The organism is Pseudomonas sp. FG86, from assembly GCF_057808775.1.
In genome coordinates, this window is sequence record NZ_JBMDIS010000027.1 from 61,711 (window position 1) to 82,439 (window position 20,729).

22 protein-coding genes and 1 other RNA gene are annotated in these 20,729 nt (G+C 62.0%); 13 read left to right on the plus strand and 10 right to left on the minus strand.

The features are described from left to right. The first annotated feature begins 61 nt into the window (after positions 1-61). The 5 genes from ACODSV_RS18535 (at position 62) to ACODSV_RS18555 (ending at position 3,980) form a co-directional block, all read left to right on the plus strand. The gene (locus ACODSV_RS18535) at positions 62-982 is read left to right on the plus strand and encodes an SPFH domain-containing protein (protein ID WP_024077991.1); all 921 of its coding nucleotides are present in this window, start codon (positions 62-64) and stop codon (positions 980-982) included. A gap of 10 nt (positions 983-992) precedes the next feature. Then, the gene (locus ACODSV_RS18540) at positions 993-1,439 is read left to right on the plus strand and encodes an NfeD family protein (RefSeq protein WP_150055420.1); all 447 of its coding nucleotides are present in this window, start codon (positions 993-995) and stop codon (positions 1,437-1,439) included. Between the two features lie 69 nt (positions 1,440-1,508). Further along, positions 1,509-1,826 (plus strand): DUF2388 domain-containing protein, encoded by a 318-nt coding sequence (locus tag ACODSV_RS18545; protein ID WP_041161049.1) that lies wholly within the window; start codon positions 1,509-1,511, stop codon positions 1,824-1,826. 190 nt (positions 1,827-2,016) lie between these two features. Next, a complete protein-coding gene (locus ACODSV_RS18550) occupies positions 2,017-2,682 on the plus strand; it encodes an outer membrane protein (protein WP_150055419.1) in 666 nt (221 codons plus the stop codon). Between the two features lie 158 nt (positions 2,683-2,840). After that, positions 2,841-3,980 carry a DegT/DnrJ/EryC1/StrS family aminotransferase gene (locus tag ACODSV_RS18555; RefSeq protein WP_069077242.1) on the plus strand — a complete coding sequence of 380 codons (1,140 nt, stop codon included), beginning with the start codon at positions 2,841-2,843 and terminating at the stop codon, positions 3,978-3,980. 42 nt (positions 3,981-4,022) lie between these two features. Here the strand turns inward: ACODSV_RS18555 and gcvH are convergent, their stop codons facing one another. The 9 genes from gcvH to ACODSV_RS18600 all read right to left on the minus strand — a co-directional run bounded on the left by gcvH (position 4,023) and on the right by ACODSV_RS18600 (position 13,276). After that, a complete protein-coding gene (gcvH, locus tag ACODSV_RS18560) occupies positions 4,023-4,409 on the minus strand; it encodes a glycine cleavage system protein GcvH (RefSeq protein WP_069077243.1) in 387 nt (128 codons plus the stop codon). Positions 4,410-4,460: 51 nt separating this feature from the next. Then, positions 4,461-5,543 carry a glycine cleavage system aminomethyltransferase GcvT gene (gene gcvT / locus ACODSV_RS18565; protein ID WP_150055418.1) on the minus strand — a complete coding sequence of 361 codons (1,083 nt, stop codon included), beginning with the start codon at positions 5,541-5,543 and terminating at the stop codon, positions 4,461-4,463. A 156-nt stretch (positions 5,544-5,699) separates the two neighbouring features. Next, positions 5,700-7,316 (minus strand): ABC transporter permease, encoded by a 1,617-nt coding sequence (locus ACODSV_RS18570; protein WP_150095295.1) that lies wholly within the window; start codon positions 7,314-7,316, stop codon positions 5,700-5,702. A gap of 60 nt (positions 7,317-7,376) precedes the next feature. Then, positions 7,377-8,381 carry an extracellular solute-binding protein gene (locus ACODSV_RS18575; protein ID WP_024077999.1) on the minus strand — a complete coding sequence of 335 codons (1,005 nt, stop codon included), beginning with the start codon at positions 8,379-8,381 and terminating at the stop codon, positions 7,377-7,379. A 105-nt stretch (positions 8,382-8,486) separates the two neighbouring features. Further along, complete coding sequence (locus ACODSV_RS18580) at positions 8,487-9,704, minus strand: 2-octaprenyl-3-methyl-6-methoxy-1,4-benzoquinol hydroxylase (protein WP_190300945.1); 1,218 nt, start codon at positions 9,702-9,704, stop codon at positions 8,487-8,489. A 9-nt stretch (positions 9,705-9,713) separates the two neighbouring features. Continuing rightward, a complete protein-coding gene (locus tag ACODSV_RS18585; protein ID WP_150055415.1) occupies positions 9,714-10,199 on the minus strand; it encodes a DUF4442 domain-containing protein in 486 nt (161 codons plus the stop codon). Then, positions 10,192-11,379: a 2-octaprenyl-6-methoxyphenyl hydroxylase gene (ubiH, locus tag ACODSV_RS18590; RefSeq protein WP_024078002.1), complete on the minus strand. Its 1,188-nt coding sequence runs from the start codon at positions 11,377-11,379 to the stop codon at positions 10,192-10,194. Before ubiH ends, ACODSV_RS18585 begins: the two co-directional genes overlap by 8 nt. Next, on the minus strand, positions 11,376-12,698 hold the full coding sequence (pepP, locus tag ACODSV_RS18595) for a Xaa-Pro aminopeptidase (protein WP_024078003.1): 1,323 nt from the start codon (positions 12,696-12,698) through the stop codon (positions 11,376-11,378). The genes ubiH and pepP overlap by 4 nt, the downstream gene beginning before the upstream one ends. A gap of 20 nt (positions 12,699-12,718) precedes the next feature. After that, positions 12,719-13,276 carry a YecA/YgfB family protein gene (locus ACODSV_RS18600; RefSeq protein ID WP_021492630.1) on the minus strand — a complete coding sequence of 186 codons (558 nt, stop codon included), beginning with the start codon at positions 13,274-13,276 and terminating at the stop codon, positions 12,719-12,721. Between the two features lie 138 nt (positions 13,277-13,414). Here ACODSV_RS18600 and ACODSV_RS18605 point away from each other — a divergent pair, with 138 nt between their 5' ends. The 4 genes from ACODSV_RS18605 (at position 13,415) to ACODSV_RS18620 (ending at position 14,834) form a co-directional block, all read left to right on the plus strand. Next, on the plus strand, positions 13,415-13,624 hold the full coding sequence (locus ACODSV_RS18605) for a TIGR02449 family protein (protein ID WP_003177365.1): 210 nt from the start codon (positions 13,415-13,417) through the stop codon (positions 13,622-13,624). Next, positions 13,621-13,938: a cell division protein ZapA gene (locus tag ACODSV_RS18610; protein ID WP_010207385.1), complete on the plus strand. Its 318-nt coding sequence runs from the start codon at positions 13,621-13,623 to the stop codon at positions 13,936-13,938. Before ACODSV_RS18605 ends, ACODSV_RS18610 begins: the two co-directional genes overlap by 4 nt. A 30-nt stretch (positions 13,939-13,968) precedes the next feature. Beyond that, positions 13,969-14,147: non-coding RNA, 6S RNA (gene ssrS / locus ACODSV_RS18615), on the plus strand. Between the two features lie 57 nt (positions 14,148-14,204). Beyond that, positions 14,205-14,834 carry a 5-formyltetrahydrofolate cyclo-ligase gene (locus tag ACODSV_RS18620; RefSeq protein WP_150055414.1) on the plus strand — a complete coding sequence of 210 codons (630 nt, stop codon included), beginning with the start codon at positions 14,205-14,207 and terminating at the stop codon, positions 14,832-14,834. 7 nt (positions 14,835-14,841) lie between these two features. Here the strand turns inward: ACODSV_RS18620 and ACODSV_RS18625 are convergent, their stop codons facing one another. Beyond that, positions 14,842-14,991, minus strand: a complete 150-nt coding sequence (locus tag ACODSV_RS18625) for a hypothetical protein (protein WP_024078005.1) — start codon at positions 14,989-14,991, stop codon at positions 14,842-14,844. Positions 14,992-15,186: 195 nt separating this feature from the next. Between ACODSV_RS18625 and ACODSV_RS18630 the strand changes: the two genes are divergently transcribed. From ACODSV_RS18630 to ACODSV_RS18645, 4 genes are all read left to right on the plus strand, one after another. Then, complete coding sequence (locus ACODSV_RS18630) at positions 15,187-15,636, plus strand: EVE domain-containing protein (RefSeq protein WP_102625018.1); 450 nt, start codon at positions 15,187-15,189, stop codon at positions 15,634-15,636. A 176-nt stretch (positions 15,637-15,812) separates the two neighbouring features. Then, on the plus strand, positions 15,813-16,778 hold the full coding sequence (locus ACODSV_RS18635; protein ID WP_024078007.1) for an HlyD family secretion protein: 966 nt from the start codon (positions 15,813-15,815) through the stop codon (positions 16,776-16,778). Next, the gene (gene rbbA / locus ACODSV_RS18640) at positions 16,775-19,492 is read left to right on the plus strand and encodes a ribosome-associated ATPase/putative transporter RbbA (protein ID WP_150095293.1); all 2,718 of its coding nucleotides are present in this window, start codon (positions 16,775-16,777) and stop codon (positions 19,490-19,492) included. Before ACODSV_RS18635 ends, rbbA begins: the two co-directional genes overlap by 4 nt. Further along, the gene (locus ACODSV_RS18645) at positions 19,492-20,610 is read left to right on the plus strand and encodes an ABC transporter permease (RefSeq protein WP_024078009.1); all 1,119 of its coding nucleotides are present in this window, start codon (positions 19,492-19,494) and stop codon (positions 20,608-20,610) included. Before rbbA ends, ACODSV_RS18645 begins: the two co-directional genes overlap by 1 nt. Positions 20,611-20,729: the final 119 nt, after the last annotated feature.

Sequence of the window (20,729 nt, forward strand, 5' to 3'; positions counted from 1 at the left end):
GACAACACCGCTACAATCGGCCGAACGTCGTTTCACTGACACCAACAGATAGGGAATCGCTATGCAGATCGGAACCGTACTGCTTCTTTTCGTGGGTTTGGCTGTCGCCATTCTCTTCATGGGTTTCAAGGTCGTGCCCCAAGGCTACCAGTGGACCGTGGAGCGTTTCGGGCGCTACACCAACACGCTCAAGCCGGGCCTCAACATCATCATCCCGGTCATGGACCGTATCGGTCGCAAGATCAACGTGATGGAAAGCGTGCTGGATATCCCTCCCCAGGAAGTGATCACCGCCGACAACGCCACCGTGCAGATCGACGCCGTGTGCTTCTTCCAGGTGGTCAACACAGCCCAGGCGGCCTACGAGGTGAACAACCTCGAGCATGCTATCCGCAACCTGCTGCAAACCAATATCCGTACCGTCCTCGGCTCCATGGAGCTGGACGCCATGCTCAGCCAACGTGACGGCATCAACGAAAAACTGCTGCGCACGGTCGACGAAGCCACCGCGCCGTGGGGCATCAAGATCACCCGGATCGAGATCAAGGACATCAGCCCACCTGCGGACCTGATGGCCGCCATGTCCGGCCAGATGAAAGCCGAGCGGATCAAGCGTGCGCAGATTCTGGAGGCCGAGGGCCTGCGGGCGTCGGCGATTCTGACCGCCGAAGGCAAGAAGCAGGCACAGATCCTTGAAGCCGAAGGTGGCCGCCAGGCTGCGTTCCTGGAATCCGAAGCCCGTGAGCGTCAGGCTGAAGCAGAGGCCCGTGCGACCCAGGTCGTTTCCGAAGCGATCGCCACCGGTAACGTGCAGGCCATCAACTACTTCGTCGCGCAAAAATACATCGATGCCCTGGGCAAGCTGGCTTCGGCCAATAACAGCAAAGTGATCCTGATGCCGCTGGAAGCCAGCCAGGTGATCGGTGCAGTCGGTGGTATCGGCGAGATCGTCAAGGCCACGTTCGATAACAAGAAAGGCTGAGGCGATCGACATGTGGGATTTCCTGCAGCATCTATCGTTCTGGGATTGGCTGGCGCTGGGCACTGTGTTGTTGATTCTTGAGGTGTTCGGCGCCGGGGGTTATCTGCTGTGGATGGGGATCGCCGCCGCCGCCGTGGGCGTGATCAAGTTCCTGGTACCGCCGCTCGGGTTGGAATGGCAACTGCTGCTGTTCGCCCTCCTGTCGATCCTGACGGCGGTGTATTGGTGGAAACGCCAACGCAGCAGCGCCAAGGCCAGCGACCAGCCAGGGCTGAACATGCGCGGCTCCGAGCTGATCGGCCGCACCTTCATAGTGCATCAGGCAATTGTCGATGGGCGCGGCAAGATAAAAGTCGGTGATGGCGTATGGATCGTGACCGGCCCGGATATGCCTGTAGGCGCTCAAGTACGGGTCGTTGGCCAGGATGGCGCGATTCTGAAAATTGAAACTGTTTAGTCAGTGATGGAACTCGGCTGGGCTAACCACAATCATAATGTACAGATAACCCACCCGGAGTCACCCATCATGCGTCTCAAATATGCTGTCGCAACCCTCGCTGTGCTTTCCCTCCCCGTCGGCTCAGCCATGGCCGACAGTTTCTGGCGCAATGTCATCTCCTCGGGCGCGACTACCGGCTCGACTTACCTGACATTCAAGGACCATAAGTTGGTGGTTGCCGCCCAGGACGACGCCGGCAGCTTCGTTGCCAGCGACGGCGGCATCCGTGGCCCGTACCTGGAGGCTGCGATGCAGAAGGTCCGTGCCGATAACCCTGGCCTGAAAGCCACGGACATGGAACTGGCCAATGCCATCCTGGCGAAAAACGCCATCGCTTCCGAGTAACACTGCCCCATGAAAAATGCCGCTTTTGAAGCGGCATTTTTTTTGCGCCGATATCCTACAGCCAGGGCTGGTAATTCATTAGCCAATGGCGTCGGCTTCGCCCATGAATGCCAGAGAAGTCCTGTTCACGCTAGATCCCCCTCCGCAACAAGCTATCGATCCCCTTTTACATCAAAGTGAATCGACGACCATGCAAAAGCTGTCCTTCGCCCTGTTACTCGCCGCGACCGCCAGCCCTACCACACAGGCGGAAGGCTGGTATGGTTCGGCAAAACTCAACAGCGCCCGCCAGGACCTTGCCAATGCTCTGCTGACCAGCCCCCGTGTCACCGCGCGGGTAGACGGCCCCAACAACGCCAAAACGTTCACCGGCTCCTTCGCGGCCGGTTACGCGCTCAGGGAAGGCTGGCGCCTGGAGGGCGAATACACCCTGCCTGGCAACTCGACGTTCAAGTCCTATTGGGCGCCTTTCAACGCCAACGTCAACAGCCTGCACACACGAAGCCAGCGTTTAATGCTCAATGGCTACAAAGACATTCCGATCACCCCCTGGCTGTCGTTTTACGGCATGGCCGGCGTGGGCGTGGCTCGGATTGACGCCAACGGTACCCAGGCCAACGACACCCGGCGCTTCGCCAGTCACCGCCAGTACAATCTCGCCTATAGCGTTGGCCTGGGACTGGACGCCAAGGTCAGTGACGAAACAACCCTGGGGGTGGGCTATCGCTATGTGGGCATGGGCAATGTTGAAACCGGCTACAACACCTTTGCCAACCGCATAAACGCACGGGATGAACAGCTCAAGGGCAAGCTCAAGGAGCAGAATCTGTTTCTTGAAACTCGAATGGCCTTCTGACCCTTATTGTCGAGATGCGGCCCACCGGGCGGATCTTTTTGCAACGGCTGACGATTCATTCACAGGCGACAGGCTATATTCAGTCGAGCCGTGCAACCATGCCGGTACTGATCCATTTTTTCTCTCATCGTCTATCTGAAACGGATGCCTTCGTCGTCATGAGCCAACAGCCCTTTCTGCCGTTTTCCAAACCCACCATCGATGAAGCCACCATCTCGGCGGTCGGCGATGTACTGCGCTCGGGCTGGATCACCAGCGGGCCGAAAGTGCAGGCATTCGAGGCACAGCTGTCGGAATACTTTGGCGGCCGCCCCGTGCGCACCTTCAACTCAGGCACCTGCACCATGGAGATCGCCTTGCGCATCGCCGGTATCGGGCCTGGCGATGAAGTCATCACCACACCGATCTCCTGGGTCGCCACGGCCAACGTGATTCTCGAAGTGGGCGCCACACCGGTGTTTGCCGATATTGACCCGGTGACCCGCAATATCGACCTGGCCCAGGTGGAAGCGGCCATCACCCCGCGTACCAAAGCGATCATCCCTGTGTACCTGGCGGGCTTGCCCGTGGACATGCCGCTGCTTTACGCGCTGGCCAACAAATACAACCTGCGCATCGTCGAAGACGCTGCCCAGGCCCTGGGTTCCAGCTGGGATGGCGAGCGCATTGGGGCCACGGGTGACTTTGTGTCCTTCAGCTTCCAGGCCAACAAGAACATCACCTCCTCCGAGGGGGGTTGCCTGGTGTTGAACAACGCCGAGGAAGCCCGCCTGGCGGAAAAGTATCGCTTGCAGGGGGTGACCCGAACCGGCTTCGACGGCCTGGACGTGGACGTGTTGGGCGGCAAGTTCAACATGACTGATATCGCTGCTGCCATCGGCCTGGGGCAATTTGCCCATATCGAGAAGATCACCGCCCATCGCCGGCACCTGGCACAGCACTACTTCAAGTGTTTCGGCAGTGACTTTGAAGAGAAGTACGGCGCGCAACTGCCGCCGCCGGACTTTGAAAACAGCAACTGGCACCTGTTCCAACTGGTGCTGCCGGAACGTCAGGACGGCCTGCCCGCCCGCGCCACCTTCATGGAGCAGATGCAAGCCCTTGGCGTCGGCATTGGCTATCACTACCCGCCGATCCACCTGTTGAGCCTGTATCGGGCACAGGGCTTCAAGGAAGGCATGTTCCCGGTGGCGGAGCGTGTTGGACGTTTGATCGTGTCGTTGCCGATGTTCACGGCGATGACAGAGGCGGATGTGGAGCGGTCGGTAGCAGCAGTGAAGGCTGTGTTGAAACGCTGAATGCCTGTTGCAGGAGCCGGGTGACCGGCTCCTGCAGCGGAATCACTCGCCGATGGCGGCCTTGTAGGCAGCAGCATCGAACAGTTTGGCCAGGTCGGCGTCAACGCTGCTTGGCTTGAGCTTGAAGATCCAGGCACCGTAAGGGTCGGAGTTCAGCAACTCAGGGCTGCCGCCCAGCTCTTCGTTAACCGCAATCACTTCGCCAGCAACTGGCGAGTAGATATCAGACGCCGCTTTAACCGACTCCACGACACCCGCCGTTTCACCCGCCGCAAACACTTTGCCAACCTCGGCCAACTCAACAAACACCACATCACCCAACGCTTCCTGGGCATGGTCGGAGATCCCGACGGTCACAGTACCGTCAGCTTCCAGACGCGCCCATTCGTGACTTTCGGCAAAACGCAGGTCGGCAGGGATATTGCTCATAGTCTGTGTCCTCAAGAAGAAATGTCAGCAGCCTTTGGCCTGCCGGAAAAGTTAGATCAAGGTTTTGCCATGGCGCACGAAGGTCGGTTTGACCACTCGAACCGGGTACCACTTGCCGCGGATTTCCACTTCGGCCCGATCGGCAGTCGCCATCGGTACGCGCGCCAGGGCAATGGATTTGCTCAGCGTAGGAGAGAAACTACCACTGGTGATCTCTCCTTCGCCAACATTGGCGATACGAACCACTTGGTGAGCGCGTAAAACCCCACGCTCTTCCAGCACCAAGCCGACCAATTTGGTCTGCACACCGGCCCCCAGTTCGGCTTCCAGCGCGGCGCGGCCGATGAAACGGCGCTCGGCCGGCTCCCACGCAATGCTCCAGGCCATGTTGGCCGCCAGGGGCGAAACGTCTTGGTGGATATCCTGCCCATACAGGTTCATGCCCGCTTCCAGGCGCAAGGTATCGCGGGCGCCCAGGCCGATAGGAGAAATACCGGCGCCCACCAGGTCGTTGAAAAAAACCGGCGCCTGGTCGGCAGGCAGGACAATCTCCAGGCCGTCTTCGCCGGTGTAGCCGGTACGGGCGATAAACCAATCACCGTCGGCCTGGCCTTCGAAGGGCTTGAGCTGATGAATCAGGGTGCCGCGGGACTGGGTAACCAGCTCGGCAATCTTCTGCCGGGCATGGGGGCCTTGAATCGCGAGCATGGCCAATTCGGGCCGCTCGAGCAATTGCGCCTGGTAGGTGCCCAACTGAGCCTGCATCCAGGCCATGTCCTGATCGCGGGTAGCGGCATTGACCACCAGCCGATAACCGGTTTCGGTGCGGTAGACGATCATGTCGTCCACCACCCCACCCTGCTCGTTGAGCATGGCGCTGTACAACGCACGGCCGCAGCCCTGCAGACGATCGACATCATTGGCCAGCAGGTGCTGGAGCCATTCCTTGGCCTCGGGGCCTGTGACATCGATCACGGTCATATGAGATACATCGAACACCCCGCAGTCGCGCCGCACCTGATGGTGCTCTTCAACTTGCGAGCCGTAGTGCAGAGGCATATCCCAACCGCCAAAATCGACCATTTTCGCGCCTAGGGCGAGATGCAGGTCATACAGAGGCGTACGCTGTCCCATGGGTTTCTCCTTCCGGGCTTGGCGAAGGTGCGTAAGGTTGCCGTTCGCGCTGAAAACCTTGAATTACAAGGCCTGCAGCCACGTACAGCGACCCGACCCGAAAGACGGACCGCACCGAATGCCGCGCATTGTAGCCGCAAGCTGTAGGACTGGCACCTAGCCGATTTGTCGGGCGGAGCGACGGATCAGCCCGATCACCGGCAGCAAGCCCACCAACACCAGGGTCAGCGCCGGCAAGGAAGCCCGCGCCCACTCCCCTTCGCTGGTCATTTCAAAAATCCGCACCGCCAGGGTGTCCCAGCCAAACGGGCGCATCAGCAGGGTGGCGGGCATTTCCTTGAGCACGTCGACGAACACCAGCAACGCAGCGCTCAGGGTCCCGGGTAGCAGCAACGGCAGATACACCTTGCAAAACAGTCGTGGGCCGCTCACCCCAAGACTGCGCGCCGCCTCCGGCAACGATGGACGGATTCGTGCCAGGCTGTTTTCCAGCGGCCCGTAGGCCACCGCGAGGAAGCGCACCAAGTACGCCAGCAGCAGTGCCGACAGGCTGCCGAGCAACAACGGCTTGCCCGCACCGCCGAGCCAGCCCGACAGCGGCACCACCAACTCACGGTCCAGGTAGCTGAATGCCAACATCATCGACACCGCCAGCACCGAGCCCGGCAAGGCATAACCGACATTCGCCAGGCTGATGCCGGAGCGAATTGCCCTGGTCGGCGCCAGGCGATTGGCGAACGCCAGAATCAACGCCACGCTGACCGTGATCAGCGCGGCGGTACCGCCCAGGTACAGCGTGTGGACGATCAGGCCGGTATAGCGTTCATCCAGGTCGAACCGACCGCGCTGCCAGAACCAGGCAACCAGTTGCAGCACCGGAATGACAAACGCACAGGCGAACACCAATCCACACCAGGCACTGGCCGCCGCCGCCTTGAACCCGCGCAGGTGGTACAGCGCCTTGCCGCGCGGTCGTTCATTGCTCGGTCGGCTGGCGCCCCGGGCTCGCCGTTCGCCGTACAGCACCAGCATCACCACCAACAGCAACAGGCTGGCCAGTTGGGCCGCGCTGGAGAGGCTGAAAAAGCCGTACCAGGTCTTGTAGATGGCGGTGGTGAAGGTATCGAAGTTGAACACCGAGACCGCACCGAAATCCGCCAGGGTTTCCATCAATGCCAGCGCCACGCCGGCGCCAATCGCCGGGCGCGCCATGGGCAAGGCCACGCGCCAGAACGCCTGCCATGGCGATTGCCCAAGCATGCGCGCGGCTTCCATCAGGCCCTTGCCCTGAGCCAGGAAGGCGGTGCGCGCCAGCAGGTAGACGTAGGGATAGAACACCAGCACCAAAACAATGACCACGCCGCCCGTGGAGCGCACACGCGGCCAGCGTAGGCCCGTGCCGAACCAGTCGCGCAGCAGGGTCTGCACCGGGCCGGAGAAGTCCAGCAAGCCGACAAATACGAACGCCAGCACATACGCAGGAATCGCGAAGGGCAACATCAGCGCCCAGTCCAGCCAGCGCCGCCCGGGAAACTCGCAGAGGCTGGTCAGCCAGGCCAGGCTTACGCCCAACAGGGTCACGCCAATACCGACGCCCAGCACCAGGATCAGGGTATTGCCCAGCAAGCGCGGCATCTGGGTTTCCCAGAGGTGGGACCAGATCTGCCCATCGATGCTTTGCCAGGACAGCAACAGCACGCTCAGCGGCAGCAGCACCAGCGCGGCGACGATAAAGACCGGCGCGTACCAGCGACGTTGGGCGGGGTGGACCAAGAGCAAATTCCCAGGGAAGAGTATCTAAAGGCAGACACAAAAGGGGCGGCGTTTACACCTTCAGTTCCAGCCAGCGCGATCCATCAGGCGAATGGCCTCGGCCTGGCGCTTGCCCGCGACTTCCACCGGCAAGGTATCGGCCACGAACTTGCCCCAGGTCGCGACTTCGGCAGACGGTGGCACCGCCGGGTTGGCCGGGAATTCCTGGTTCACGTCGGCGAAGATCTTCTGTGCCTCAGGTGTGGTCATCCATTCCACCAAGGCCTTGGCGGCTTCCGGGTGCGGCGCATGCTTGGTCAGGCCGATACCGGACAGGTTCACATGCACGCCACGGTCGCCCTGGTTGGGCCAGAACAACTTCACCGCCAGGTCCGGCTTCTGCTTATGCAGGCGGCCGAAGTAGTACGTGTTGACGATACCCACGTCGCACTGCCCGGCGTTGATCGCTTCGAGCACGGCGATGTCATCGGAGAACACGTCGGTGGACAGGTTGTTGACCCAGCCCTTGACGATTTCTTCGGTCTTGGCCGCGCCATGGGTTTCGATCAGGGTGGCGGTCAGCGACTGGTTGTAGACCTTTTTCGCCGTGCGCAGGCACAGGCGGCCTTCCCATTGTTTGTCGGCCAGGGCTTCGTAAGTCGTCAGGTCGCCGGGTTTGACCCGGTCGGTGGAGTAGGCGATGGTCCGCGCGCGCAAGCTCAAGCCGGTCCAGGCATGGGCCGACGAGCGATATTGAAGAGGGATGTTCTTGTCGATCACTGGGGAGGTGAACGGTTGCAGGATGCCCATTTGCTCAGCCTGCCAGAGGTTGCCGGCGTCGACGGTGAGCAGCAGGTCGGCAGTGGCGTTTTCGCCCTCGGCCTTGATGCGCTGCATCAACGGGGCTTCCTTATCGGTGATGAACTTCACCTGCACGCCGGTCTTTTGGGTGTAGGCGTCGAATACCGGCTTGATCAGTTCGTCGATGCGCGAGGAGTAGACCACGACTTCGTCGGCCGCCTGCACGGTGGTGCTGCCGATAAGGGTTAGGGCCAGGGCAGTCAGGAGGCGCTTGGGTGCCAACATGGGTGCGGTCTCTCATATGCAAATTGAAAGCAAATGATAGGGACTCACATTTGGCAGCTCAATCAAACACTCAGCGGAGGCGTTACCAGATGTTGCACGGCGCCTTCAGGGCCGTGCCAACTCTGGTAGATCCCCAGTCAGGCCAAGGGCCTGACGCACGAATACCGCCTTGGCTTCCGGCATTTGATCAACCATTTTCAACCCGGCATTACGCAACCAGCGCAACGGCAGTTGATCGGCCTGGAACAAGCGCTCGAAGCCTTCCATCGCCGCCATCAACGCCAGGTTGTGCGGCATGCGCCGACGCTCGTAACGGCTCAGCACTTTCACATCCGCCAGGCGTTCGCCACGTTCAGTCGCCGACAACAGCACCTCGGCCAGGACCGCCGCGTCGAGGAAGCCCAGGTTCACGCCCTGCCCGGCCAACGGGTGGATGACGTGTGCGGCGTCGCCGATCAACGCCAGGCCTTCGGCCACATAGCGCTTGGCATGGCGTTGGCGCAATGGCACACAGACACGCGGATCAGCGCTGAGCACCGTGCCGAGTCGGCCTTCAAAGGCGCGTTCCAGCTCACGGCAAAAGCTTTCATCCTCAAGTGCCATCAGGCGTGCGGATTCAGCTGGCGTGGTCGACCAGACGATCGAGCACCAGTCTTCCTGACCATCGCGCACCAATGGCAAGAAGGCCAGCGGACCGGTATCGGTAAAGCGCTGCCAGGCGGTGCGCTGGTGCGGCTGGCTGCTGCGCACGCTGGTGACAATCGCGTTATGCAGGTAATCCCACTCGCGGGTCGCGGTGCCAGTCAGGCGGCGTACGGCGGAATTGGCGCCATCGGCGGCCACCACCAGCGGCGCGCGCAATTTGCGGCCATCGGCCAGGGTCAGCAGCCAGTCATCGCCGGAGCGGCGCATTTGCTCCAGGCGTGCATTGGCCAGCAGGCCGAGGTCACAGTCATGCAGGCGATCAAGCAGGGCATCCTGGACCACACGGTTTTCGACGATATGCCCGAGCACTTCGGCATGCACGCTGGCCGCCGAAAAGTGGACCTGCCCGGTGCCGCTGCCGTCCCACACCTGCATCTCTGCGTAAGGGCTGGCGCGGCGGTCGACGATGCCGTCCCACACGCCCAGGCGCTCGAGGATGCGCTGGCTGGCGGCCGACAAGGCGCTGACCCGCGGCTCGAAGGCGGCCTCGCGTTCGAACGGCTTGACGCTCAACGGGCTGCCGTCCAGCAGCAGCACCTGCAGGCCACTGCCCTGCAACGCCAGCGCCAGGGCGCTTCCGACCATTCCGGCCCCGACAATCAGCACATCTGCGCGCATGTCCATGCTTTAAGCCTGTCTCGCTGGCGGCTTGCGCCGCACGTAAAGGGTTTTGTCGACTCGCGCCACCAGGGTGCCGGAGCCGTCATGAATCTGGACCTTGAGGCGGGGCAAATACTTCTCGCCGCCTGCGGTCTGTCGACGCACCTCATCCAGCAAGGCGTCGTCGATGGAAAACTCGGCATACACCGGGCCTCTGCCCGGCGAGACGAAGTCGATGCTGGCCGCCTTGTCCCACACAATGTAGTCGCGGCCCAGGTTCTCCATCAGCATCAGCATGTAGAACGGGTCGACCATCGAATAGAGGCTGCCGCCGAACTGCGTACCCACGTAGTTACGGTTGTACCACCCCAGGCCCATGCGCACTTTGACGTGGCGAAAATCGGCGCTCATGTGCTGCACGCTGATCCCCGCGCCCAGATACGGCGGGTAAAGGGTCATGACCCAACGCAATAAACGCGCTTTACCCAGGCGAGCGACCAGCCACTTACGCATCGGGACGCGTACCCAGGCCCATGGCCTGCCGGGCGAACCAGCGTTTGGCCGGTGGCAGCAGGTCCAGGCCCAGCAAGCCCATGTTGCGGCCCAGGGCGACCAGCGGCTGTGCACTGCCGAACAGGCGCGTGACCTGGTCGGAGAAGCCCACGGTCAGCTTCTGATCCAGCCGCTGACGCTCGCGATAGGCCTGCAAGGTGGCCAGGTCGCCCGGCACCGTCGGCCCGGCCAACAGGGCCTCGGCCAAGGCATTGGCATCACGCAGGGACAGGTTGAAACCCTGCCCGGCAATCGGGTGCAGACTGTGGGCGGCATTGCCGAGGATCGCCAGGTGGGAGCGGACTTGTTCTTCGGCTTCCACCAGGGTCAGCGGGTACAGGTGACGAGCCCCCACTTGCTTCAGGGTGCCCAGGCGGTAACCAAACACGCCCTGCAACTCACTCAAGAAACTGCGTTCATCCAGGCTGGCCAAGCGCTGGGCGTCCATGCCGATGCGGGTCCACACCAGCGCGCAACGGTTGTCCGGCAGCGGCAGCAAGGCCATCGGCCCCTCATCGGTAAAGCGCTCGAAGGCTTCGCCGTTGTGGGCTTCGCTCGGGGTGATATTGGCGATCAGCGCGCTCTGGTTGTAGGGGCGGGTTTTCACGCCGATGCCCAGTTGCTCACGCAAACCGGAGCGGCCACCATCCGCGAGCACCGCGAGGTCGCATTCCAGTACGGTTTCATCGTTGAGGGTCAGGCGGTAGCCATCCGGCAGCGGTTCCATGCGCGTGACTTCCGCCGGGCAGCGCCAACTGACCACCTCTTTATCCAAGCCTTGCCACAGGCACTGGCCGAGCCAGGCGTTTTCCACCACATAGCCAAGGGCAGGAACGCCCTCCTCCATGGCGGATAACCGCGCGGTGGAGAAACGCCCGCGGTCCGACACATGAATCTGCTTGATCGGTTCTGCGCGGCGGGAGATGTGCTGCCAGAGCCCCAGGCGCTGGTAAATCTGCCGAGCGCCAAACGACAGCGCCGAGGAGCGTGCATCGTAGCTAGGCTGGTAGCTGTCACCCGGTGCAAAGGGTTCGATCAGCACGATCTTCCAGCCTCGGGCCTTTGCTCCCGCTTGCAATGCCAGCGCCAGGCTGGCGCCCACCAGGCCGCCACCGATGATCGCCAGGTTGACCCGGCTCATCGGGCAGCCGCCATCAGGGCTTCAATGTCGGCGACGGTCTTGGGCACGCCGACGGTCAGGATTTCACAGCCTTGCTTGGTCACTACCACGTCGTCCTCGATGCGCACGCCAATGCCACGCCATTTCTTTGCCACATTCTGGTTGTCCGGCGATATGTAGATCCCCGGTTCCACGGTCAATGCCATGCCGACCTCCAGCACACGCCATTCACCGCCCACTTTGTACTCGCCCACATCGTGCACATCCATGCCCAGCCAGTGGCCGGCTCGGTGCATGTAGAAAGCCCGGTAGGCTTCGCTGGCAATCAACTCGTCCACATCACCCTGCAGCAAGCCCAGTTTGACCAGCCCGGCGGTGATGACCTGCACGGTTGCCTCGTGGGCCTGGTTCCAATGCTTGTTCGGCGCTATCTCGGCAAAGGCGGCTTCCTGGGAGGCCAGCACGATTTCATAGATCGCCTTCTGCTCCGGCGAGAACTTGCCATTGACCGGCCAGGTGCGGGTGATGTCGCTGGCGTAGCAGTCGATCTCGCAACCGGCATCGATCAGCACCAGGTCGCCGTCCTTGAGCACGGCGTCATTCTGCTGGTAATGCAGGATGCAGCTGTTGCGCCCGGCGGCGACGATGGAGCCATAGGCCGGCATTTTCGCGCCGCCCTTGCGGAACTCGTAATCCAGCTCGGCTTCCAGGCTGAACTCATGCAAGCCGGCGCGGCTGGCCTGCATCGCCTTCACATGGGCCGCGCAGGAAATTCGCGCAGCCTCGCGCATCACCTTCACTTCCGCCGCCGATTTATACAGGCGCATGTCGTGGAGCAAATGATCCAGGGCAACGAATTCGTTCGGGGGCTGGGCACCGAGGTGCGCTTTAGAGCGGATGACGTTGATCCACTCCATCAGGTGCCGGTCGAATTCAGCGTTGCTGCCCATGGCCGAATACACCCGGTCGCGACCTTCGATCAAGCCGGGCAGGATGTCGTCGATATCGGTGATGGGGAAGGCATCGTCGGCGCCAAAATCGCGGATCGCGCCCTCGGTACCGGCGCGCAGGCCGTCCCACAGTTCGCGTTCGGCATTGCGCTCGCGGCAGAACAGTACGTACTCGCCGTGCTGGCGACCGGGCATCAGCACGATCACCGCCTGGGGCTCGGGGAAACCGCTCAGGTACTGGAAGTCGCTGTCCTGGCGATAGACGTGCTCGACATCACGGTTGCGGATCGCCACGGCGGCGGCCGGCAGGATCGCGATGCTGTTGGGTTCCATCTGCGCCATGAGCGCCTTGCGGCGCCGGGTGTATTCCGCTTTGGGGATATGGATCATGGGCAGATGGGCTTCCTTTCTCAGTGCAGCGAAGGCTTGGGGGCAGCCGGCTCAGCGGACTTCTTGGTCTCGGTGAACAGCAGCAACGGTGCGACGCGCAGGTATTCCATGACTTCCATGTAGTCGCCTTCGCCGTCTTCGGACTCTTCCAGGGCGTCTTGCACCTGGGAGATGGCCGCCAGGTCCTGCAACACTTCCTTGGCATCGGTGCTCAGCTCCAGGCCACCGGCGTTCACGCCGAAACCGTGGAGGAAGCCCTGGCACCATTGGCCCAGTGCGGCGGCGCGTTCGGCGAGCGGTGCATCGTCGGTCGGCAGCAGCAGGACCACGGTGACGTCATCACCGGTCAGCTCGCCCTTGACCATCTCTTGCAGGCCGATCAGCGCGTTACGCACGTTGTCGGTCGGTTCGGTTTCCAGCAACTCGGCCACATCGGCCAGCCAGTTGTCGGCATCAAAGCCAACGCCGGTGCAACTGCGGCCGAGCAACACGCCGTGCAGTTCGGCAGGCGAGCAAGGATGACCGCTGGTGCTCAGCAGTTTGGAAAAAGCATCGTACGGGGAGTTCTGAATGGGCATGGTGAGCTAGGCGCCAGACGGCGCAATGTCTAGAATGGAGCGCTGTATCCTAGCACCGGCAGACGTACCAAGACTATCGAGGGCGTCAGATCGTTTATCCTGCAGTTGCCATTCATCAGACAAATCCAGTGGAACCCAATGGAAGACACCGACCTGCAAGCGCTGATGGCCAGACTCGAATTGCTAATTGATCGGGTCGAGCAACTAAAGAGCCAAAACGGACTCCTATTAGCTCAGGAAAAGACCTGGCGCGAGGAACGCGCTCACCTCATTGAAAAAAACGAAATCGCCCGGCGTAAGGTCGAATCGATGATTTCGCGCCTGAAGGCCCTGGAGCAAGACTCATGAGTTCAAGCAATAGCGTTACCGTGCAGATCCTCGACAAAGAGTATTCGATCATTTGCCCCCAGGAAGAACGCAGCAACCTGGTGAGCGCTGCCCGCTACCTGGATGGCAAGATGCGTGAAATCCGCAGCAGCGGCAAAGTCATCGGCGCCGACCGCATCGCCGTGATGGCCGCGCTGAACATTACCCACGATCTGCTGCACAAGCAGGAACGTCCTGACGTACAGGCCAGCGGCTCAACGCGCGAACAGGTGCGTGACCTGCTCGAACGCGTTGATCTGGTGCTCTCCAGCGACTCAGACGCACCCAAGGGCTGATTGCCGCGACTGTTTAAGGTATACTCGCCCCACTCCCTGGCGTGCTTGCCAGTCGGCGATGTCCCGGAGCCGATTCGCACTACCCTGGAAGTTGCACGTTGGGCTGGTGTGCATGTCCGCTAGACGGAAAGCCTTAAAGCCTACTGCTTCTTCCACCTTGAACTTTCGGGTTCAAGGGCTTAGTCGACAGCGGTTCTGTCGGGGAGCCTGATTTCCAAACTCAATGCCAGTCTTAAGGACTGGCATTGTTTTATGAGCCGAAAACCATGACCGAACCTGCGCCGCTTTCCCGTCCGCACCTTCGACGCATGTTGCGCAAGGCCCGCCGTGCGCTCACCCCCAGCGAGCAGCGCCGGGCGGCCCTTGGCTTGTATCGGCAACTGGCACAGCACCCGCTGTTTCGCCGGGCCAAACATATTTCTCTATACCTGCCGACGGACGGTGAAATCGATCCGCGCCTGCTGCTGCGCGCGGCCCAGCGCCGGGGCAAGGCCACCTACCTGCCAGTACTCAGCGCCTGGCCGAGAACCAAGATGGTCTTCCAACGCGTGAGCCCAGGGGAAAAACTGCTGCCCAATCGGTTTCGCATTCTCGAACCCCGGATAAACGCCTGCCGCCAGCGCAAGGTGTGGACGCTGGACCTGGTGTTGCTCCCGCTGGTGGGGTTCGACGACGCGGGGGGGCGCCTGGGCATGGGCGGTGGTTTTTATGACCGCAGCCTGGCCTACCTCGCTCGCCGCAATAGCTGGCGCAAGCCGACGCTGCTGGGGCTGGCCCATGAGTGTCAGAAGGTCGATCGGTTGGCGCAGGCGAGTTGGGATGTGCCGCTGGCGGGCACGGTCACTGACAAGTATTGGTATATCGCAGAGACGCCACTGGAGTCAGCGGCGCCTTGAATAAGGGTCAGCGCTTGAACGGTTTAGGCTGCTGCTGAGCCAGTTCAACGGGTGCATCGGTCTTGTTCGACCACAAGCTTTGCGCATACCCGGTGGTCACGACGCCCAGACCAAACAAAATCACCAATATCCATAGTAAATCCGGTTTACGTTGCATCGATTGCCCCCCTTCAGGCATCTCGTACACGATGACAACAACGTTCCAAAGTAGTCCGTTGCAGCTGCGTCAAGCTTAAAATCCCGGCATTCTGCGTTAACGTGAACCAACACGCAAACCTTGGCGTCAACCGACTGTCGGTTTGTCATGGAATTGCCTGACAACTTGCCCAACGCCTTTTTCAGGAGCCCCCAAATGGCCTATTGGCTGATGAAATCCGAGCCCGACGAACTCTCCATCAAAGGCCTGGAAACGCTTGGCGAAGCCCGCTGGGATGGGGTGCGTAACTATCAGGCGCGCAACTTCCTGAGGGCGATGGCGGTGGGTGACCAATTTTTCTTCTATCACTCCAGCTGCCCCGAGCCTGGTATTGCCGGCATCGGCACCATCGTCGAGGCCGCCTACCCGGACCCGACCGCACTGGAGCCGGACAGCCACTATTTCGACGCCAAGGCCAGCCCGGAGAAAAATCCATGGAGCGCGATCAACGTGGCCCATGTCGAGACGTTCCCCAGCGTACTGGGCCTGGGGTACCTGAAGCAGCAAGCCGCCCTTGCCGAGCTGCCTCTGGTGCAAAAAGGCAGCCGTCTCTCGGTGATGCCGGTTACCGCCGAGCAATGGGCCGCGGTCTTGGCGCTACGCTGACGGCAGGAGCCAGCTTGCTCGCGAAGAGCGCAGCTTCACCGCGACCTTCCAGGCTGGTCGCGTTATCGTTTACATTTTTCGCGAGCCAGCTCGCTCCTTCAGTTCATTTGATCGGTATCAACGCCTTCTGAGGCAAGGCCGGTCAAACTAGGACGCTAACGCCGCAGGATGCATTCATGTCGACGAACCATCGCACCTCCCAGCTGTTTGCCTCGCTCCTGATTGTGTTGCTGCTCGCCGCCGGCGGCTTCGGTTACTGGAAATCCACCCAGGACCGCCTGCCCGAAGGCTTGAGCATGGGCAACGGTCGCCTGGAATCCACTGAGGTGCAGATTGCCGCCAAGATACCCGGGCGCCTCGCCGAAGTGCGCGTGGATGAAGGCGACAAGGTGCTCAAGGGCCAACTGCTGGCGCGCATGGACACCCGCACCCTGGAGGCCCAGCGCGCCCAGGCTGAAGCCGAGGTGCTGCGCGCCAAGGAAAACTTCGCCGCTGCCGAAGCCAATGTGCAACTGCGCCAAAGCGAGCAACTGTTGGCCCATCAGGAGCTCAAGCGTACGCAGGAGCTATACGCGCGCGGCTTTGCCAGCAGCCAGCTGATCGACCAGCAGCAGGCTCGCCAGAACACCGGCAATGCGGCCGTAGTCGCGGCCCAAGCCCAGGTCAATTCGGTCAAGGCGGCCATCGGCGCCGCCGAAGCCCAGGTGGCGCAACTCACCAGCGAAATCGATGACAGCAGCCTGCGCGCGCCCATCGACGGCATTATCCAGCTACGCCTGGCTGAACCGGGCGAAGTGCTCGCCGCCGGTGGGCGCGTGTTGCTGCTGATCGACCCCCAAGATCAATACATGAACCTCTACTTGCCCGCCTCTGTGACCGGCCGGCTGACCGTCGGCAGCGATGCACGCATCCTCCTCGATGCACTCCCCGACCAACCGCTGCCTGCCAAAATCAGCTTTGTCGCGGCCAAATCGCAATTCACGCCCAAGGAAGTGGAAACCCGCGATGAACGCCAGAAACTGGTATTCCGCGTCAAACTGCGCCTGACCCAACCCAGCGCCGTGCCGCAGGCCAAGCCCGGTATGCCCGGCGCCGGCTATGTGCGTACGGCTGACATCGACTGGCCGGCCAACCTGAAATGACCGACCTGGCGCTGCACGCCACAGGTGTTCAGCACCGCTATGGCAAGCAACAGGCGCTGATCGACATCGCCTTCAGCCTGCCCGCCGGTACGCGCTGCGGGCTGATAGGCCCGGATGGCGCGGGCAAGTCGAGCCTGCTGGGCTTGATCGCCGGGGTTAAACACCTTCAGGAAGGCCAACTGGAGGTGCTCGGCGGCTCCATCGCCGACCGCCGCCATCGCAACAGCCTGTACCCGCGTATCGCCTTTATGCCCCAGGGCCTGGGCGGCAACCTGTACCCCGAGTTGTCCATCAGCGAAAACATCCGCTTCTTCGCCACGCTGTTTGGCCTGTCGAAAGCCGACTGCGACCAGCGCATGCACAACCTGCTGCTGGCCACCGACCTCGCCCGTTTCGCCGAGCGCCCGGCCGGCAAACTCTCGGGCGGGATGAAACAGAAGCTCGGCCTGTGCTGCGCACTGATCCACGACCCGGACCTGCTGATCCTTGACGAGCCCACCACTGGCGTCGACCCGCTGTCGCGTAGACGCTTCTGGGAACTGGTCGATACCGTACGTGCCGAGCGCCCGCAACTGACCCTGCTGGTGGCCACGGCCTACATGGAGGAGGCCGAGCAGTTCGAACATTGCCTGATGCTCGATCGCGGCAAACTGATCGCCAACGGGCTTAGCAGCGAACTGGCGGCGGCCACACCCAGCGGAAAACTGGATGAAGCCTTCACCCACTTCCAGGGCGACAGCGCCCACAACAACCAGCCACTGGTGATCCCGCCCAGGGCAAGCGCCAACACCGATATCGCCATCGAAGCCCACGACCTGACCCTGCGCTTCGGCGACTTCACGGCAGTCAACAAGGTCAGCTTCGCTATTGGCCGTGGCGAGATCTTCGGTTTCCTCGGTTCAAACGGTTGCGGCAAGACCACCACCATGAAGGTCCTCACCGGCCTGATGCCGGCCACCGAAGGCAGTGCCACGTTGCTGGGCAATCCGGTGAACGCCAAGGACCTGGCCACCCGCAAGCGCGTGGGCTTCATGTCGCAGAGCTTCTCACTGTATGGCGAACTCAGCGTGCGCCAGAACCTGGCGTTGCATGCGCAGTTGTTCGACTTGCCCAAGGCCGACAGTGGCCCGCGGATCGACGAACTGATCCAGCGTTTCGACCTGGGCGAAGTCGCCGAGCAGCCGTCCGGTGAACTGCCCCTTGGCCTGCGCCAACGGTTGTCGCTGGCCGTGGCGGTGCTGCATCGCCCCGAGGTGCTGATCCTCGATGAACCGACCTCAGGCGTAGACCCAGCGGCGCGGGATGATTTCTGGCGGTTGCTGATCGAGCTATCGCGCGAACAGGGGGTGACGATCTTCCTGTCCACTCACTTTATGAACGAAGCCCAGCGCTGCGACCGCATCTCCCTGATGCATGCGGGCAAGGTGCTGGCCTGCGACACGCCCGACGCACTGCAACAGCAGTTCCACGGCGACACCCTTGAAGCCGCGTTTGTCACGTGCCTGGAGCAAGCCCAGGGCGAACCGGAACCGACGGCGCCTACCGCCACCGTCAGCGAAACCACTGCACCGCCTGTGAGCAAGCGCGGGTTCAGCCTGGCGCGCCTACTGGCCGTGGCCAGTCGCGAAGGCAAGGAACTCTTGCGCGACAAGGTGCGCATGGCCTTCGCCCTGCTCGGGGCGATGTTCATGATGGTGATCTTCGGCTACGGCATTTCCCTGGATGTGGAAAACCTCGCCTTTGCCGTCTACGACCAGGACCAGACTCCGCAAAGCCGTGCCTACCTGGAAGCCTTTCGCAGCTCGCGCTATTTCGCCGAGCAAACGCCAATCCAGGATGCCAACGAACTGCATCGGCGCCTGCAACGCTCGGAAATCAAACTGGCGCTGGAAATCCCGCCGGGCTTTGGTCGTGATCTTTACGCCGGTCGCCAGCCCACCGTGGCCGCGTGGCTCGACGGCGGCATGCCGTTTCGCGCGGAAACCAGCCGCAACTATGTCGAGGCCGTGCACCAGGGCAACCTCGAACAACTGGCCGAACTGAGCAGCTCGCCCTCGAACACACAAGCTGCCGCCAAGTTGGAAACCCGCTTCCGCTATAACCAGGACGTGGTCAGCGTAAATGCCATCGGCCCGGGCGTCATGGCGCTGATCCTGGCCTTTATACCGGCCATGCTGACGGCCCTGGGCATCGTGCGCGAGAAGGAGCTGGGCTCGATCACCAACTTCTATGCCACGCCCCTGACCCGCCTGGAGTTTTTGCTGGGCAAACAGGCGCCCTACCTGGCAGTGAGCCTGGTGAACCTGGCTGTACTGGTGGCGATGAACCGCTGGCTGTTCGGCGTGCCGTTCAAGGGCAGCGCCCTGACCCTGGCGTTTGGCGGCCTGCTGTACGTGCTCGCCACCACCAGCATGGGCCTGCTGATTTCCGCATTCACGCGCACCCAGATCGCGGCGATCCTCGGCACCATGATCATCACCAGCCTGCCGACCATCCAGTTCTCCGGGCTGATCGTGCCGCGCTCGTCCCTGGAGGGCGCGGCGGCGGTGATGGGCATGCTGTTTCCGGCGGGGCACTTTCTCGATATTGCGGTGGGCACCTTCACCAAGGCCCTGGACTTGCGACAGTTGTGGCCACAGTGCCTGGCGCTGTTCGGATTTTTCCTCGGTTTTACCGGACTGAGCCTGATCATGCTCAAGAAGCAGGAGGCCTGATGCACAAGTTTGCGCATATCCTGCGCCTGGGGATCAAGGAGCTGACCAGCCTGCGCCACGACAGTGTGTTGCTGCTGTTTCTGTTCTACGCCTTCACGGTGGCGATCTATATGCCCGCCGCGGGCTCGGTGATTGGGGTGCACCATGCCAGCGTGGCATTTGTCGACGAAGACCACAGCCCGCTCTCGCGACAGATGGCCGAAGCGCTGCAACCGCCCGAGTTCCAGCCACCCGCACCGTTGGCGTACGACCAGTTGGACAAGGTCATGGACAGCGGCCAGTACACCTTCGTGATCAACGTACCGGCGAACTTCCAGGCCGACCTGTTGGCCGGTCGACAGCCCGCCGTACAGGTGAACGTCGACGCCACGGCGATGAGCCAGGCCTTTATGGGCGCCGGCTACATCGGCCGGATTTTCCAGCGCGAGTTGCTCACCTACAGCGGCCAGGCGGATAGCGCCGCGAAAGCGCCAGCGCAACTGACCACCCGGGCGCTGTTCAATACCAACCTGGAGGGTGGCTGGTTCCTGGCGGTGATCCAGATCGTCAACAACATCACCATCCTCGCCATCGTGCTCACCGGCACCGCCCTGCTGCGCGAGCGTGAACACGGCACCCTCGACCACTTGCTGGTACTGCCGCTGACAGCACTGGAAATCATGCTGGCGAAAATCTGGAGCAACATGCTGGTGGTCGTGCTGTGTACCTGGCTATCCCTGGAAGTGGTGGTCAAGGGCTTGCTCGGCGTACCGCTGGCCGGCTCGCTGGCGTTATTTCTGTTCGTGACCGCGCTGTACCTGTTTGCCAGCACGGCCCTGGGCATTTTCCTCGCCACCCTCGCCCGCTCGACGCCTCAGTTCGGCTTGCTGGCGATCCCGGTGATCATCCCGATGCTGCTGCTTTCCGGCGGCAGTACCCCGCTGGACAGCATGCCCGAGTGGTTGCAGTGGGTGATGCAGGCTTCGCCGTCGACGCACTTTGTGAGCCTGAGCGCAGCGATCCTGTTCCGCGATGCGGGCGCTAGCGTGGTGTGGCCGGACCTGCTGGCGCTGGCAGGGATCGGCCTGCTGTTCTTTGCCGTGGCGTTGGCGCGGTTCAGGAAAAGCCTGGCCTCCTGAGCGTGGCGAGCGGGCTTGTTGTGGCAAACGGGCTTCTTGTTGTGGTCAGCCGGCTTGTTGTGGTGAGCGGGCTTGTTGTGGCGAGCGGGCTTGCCCCGCGTTGGGCTGCGCAGCAGCCC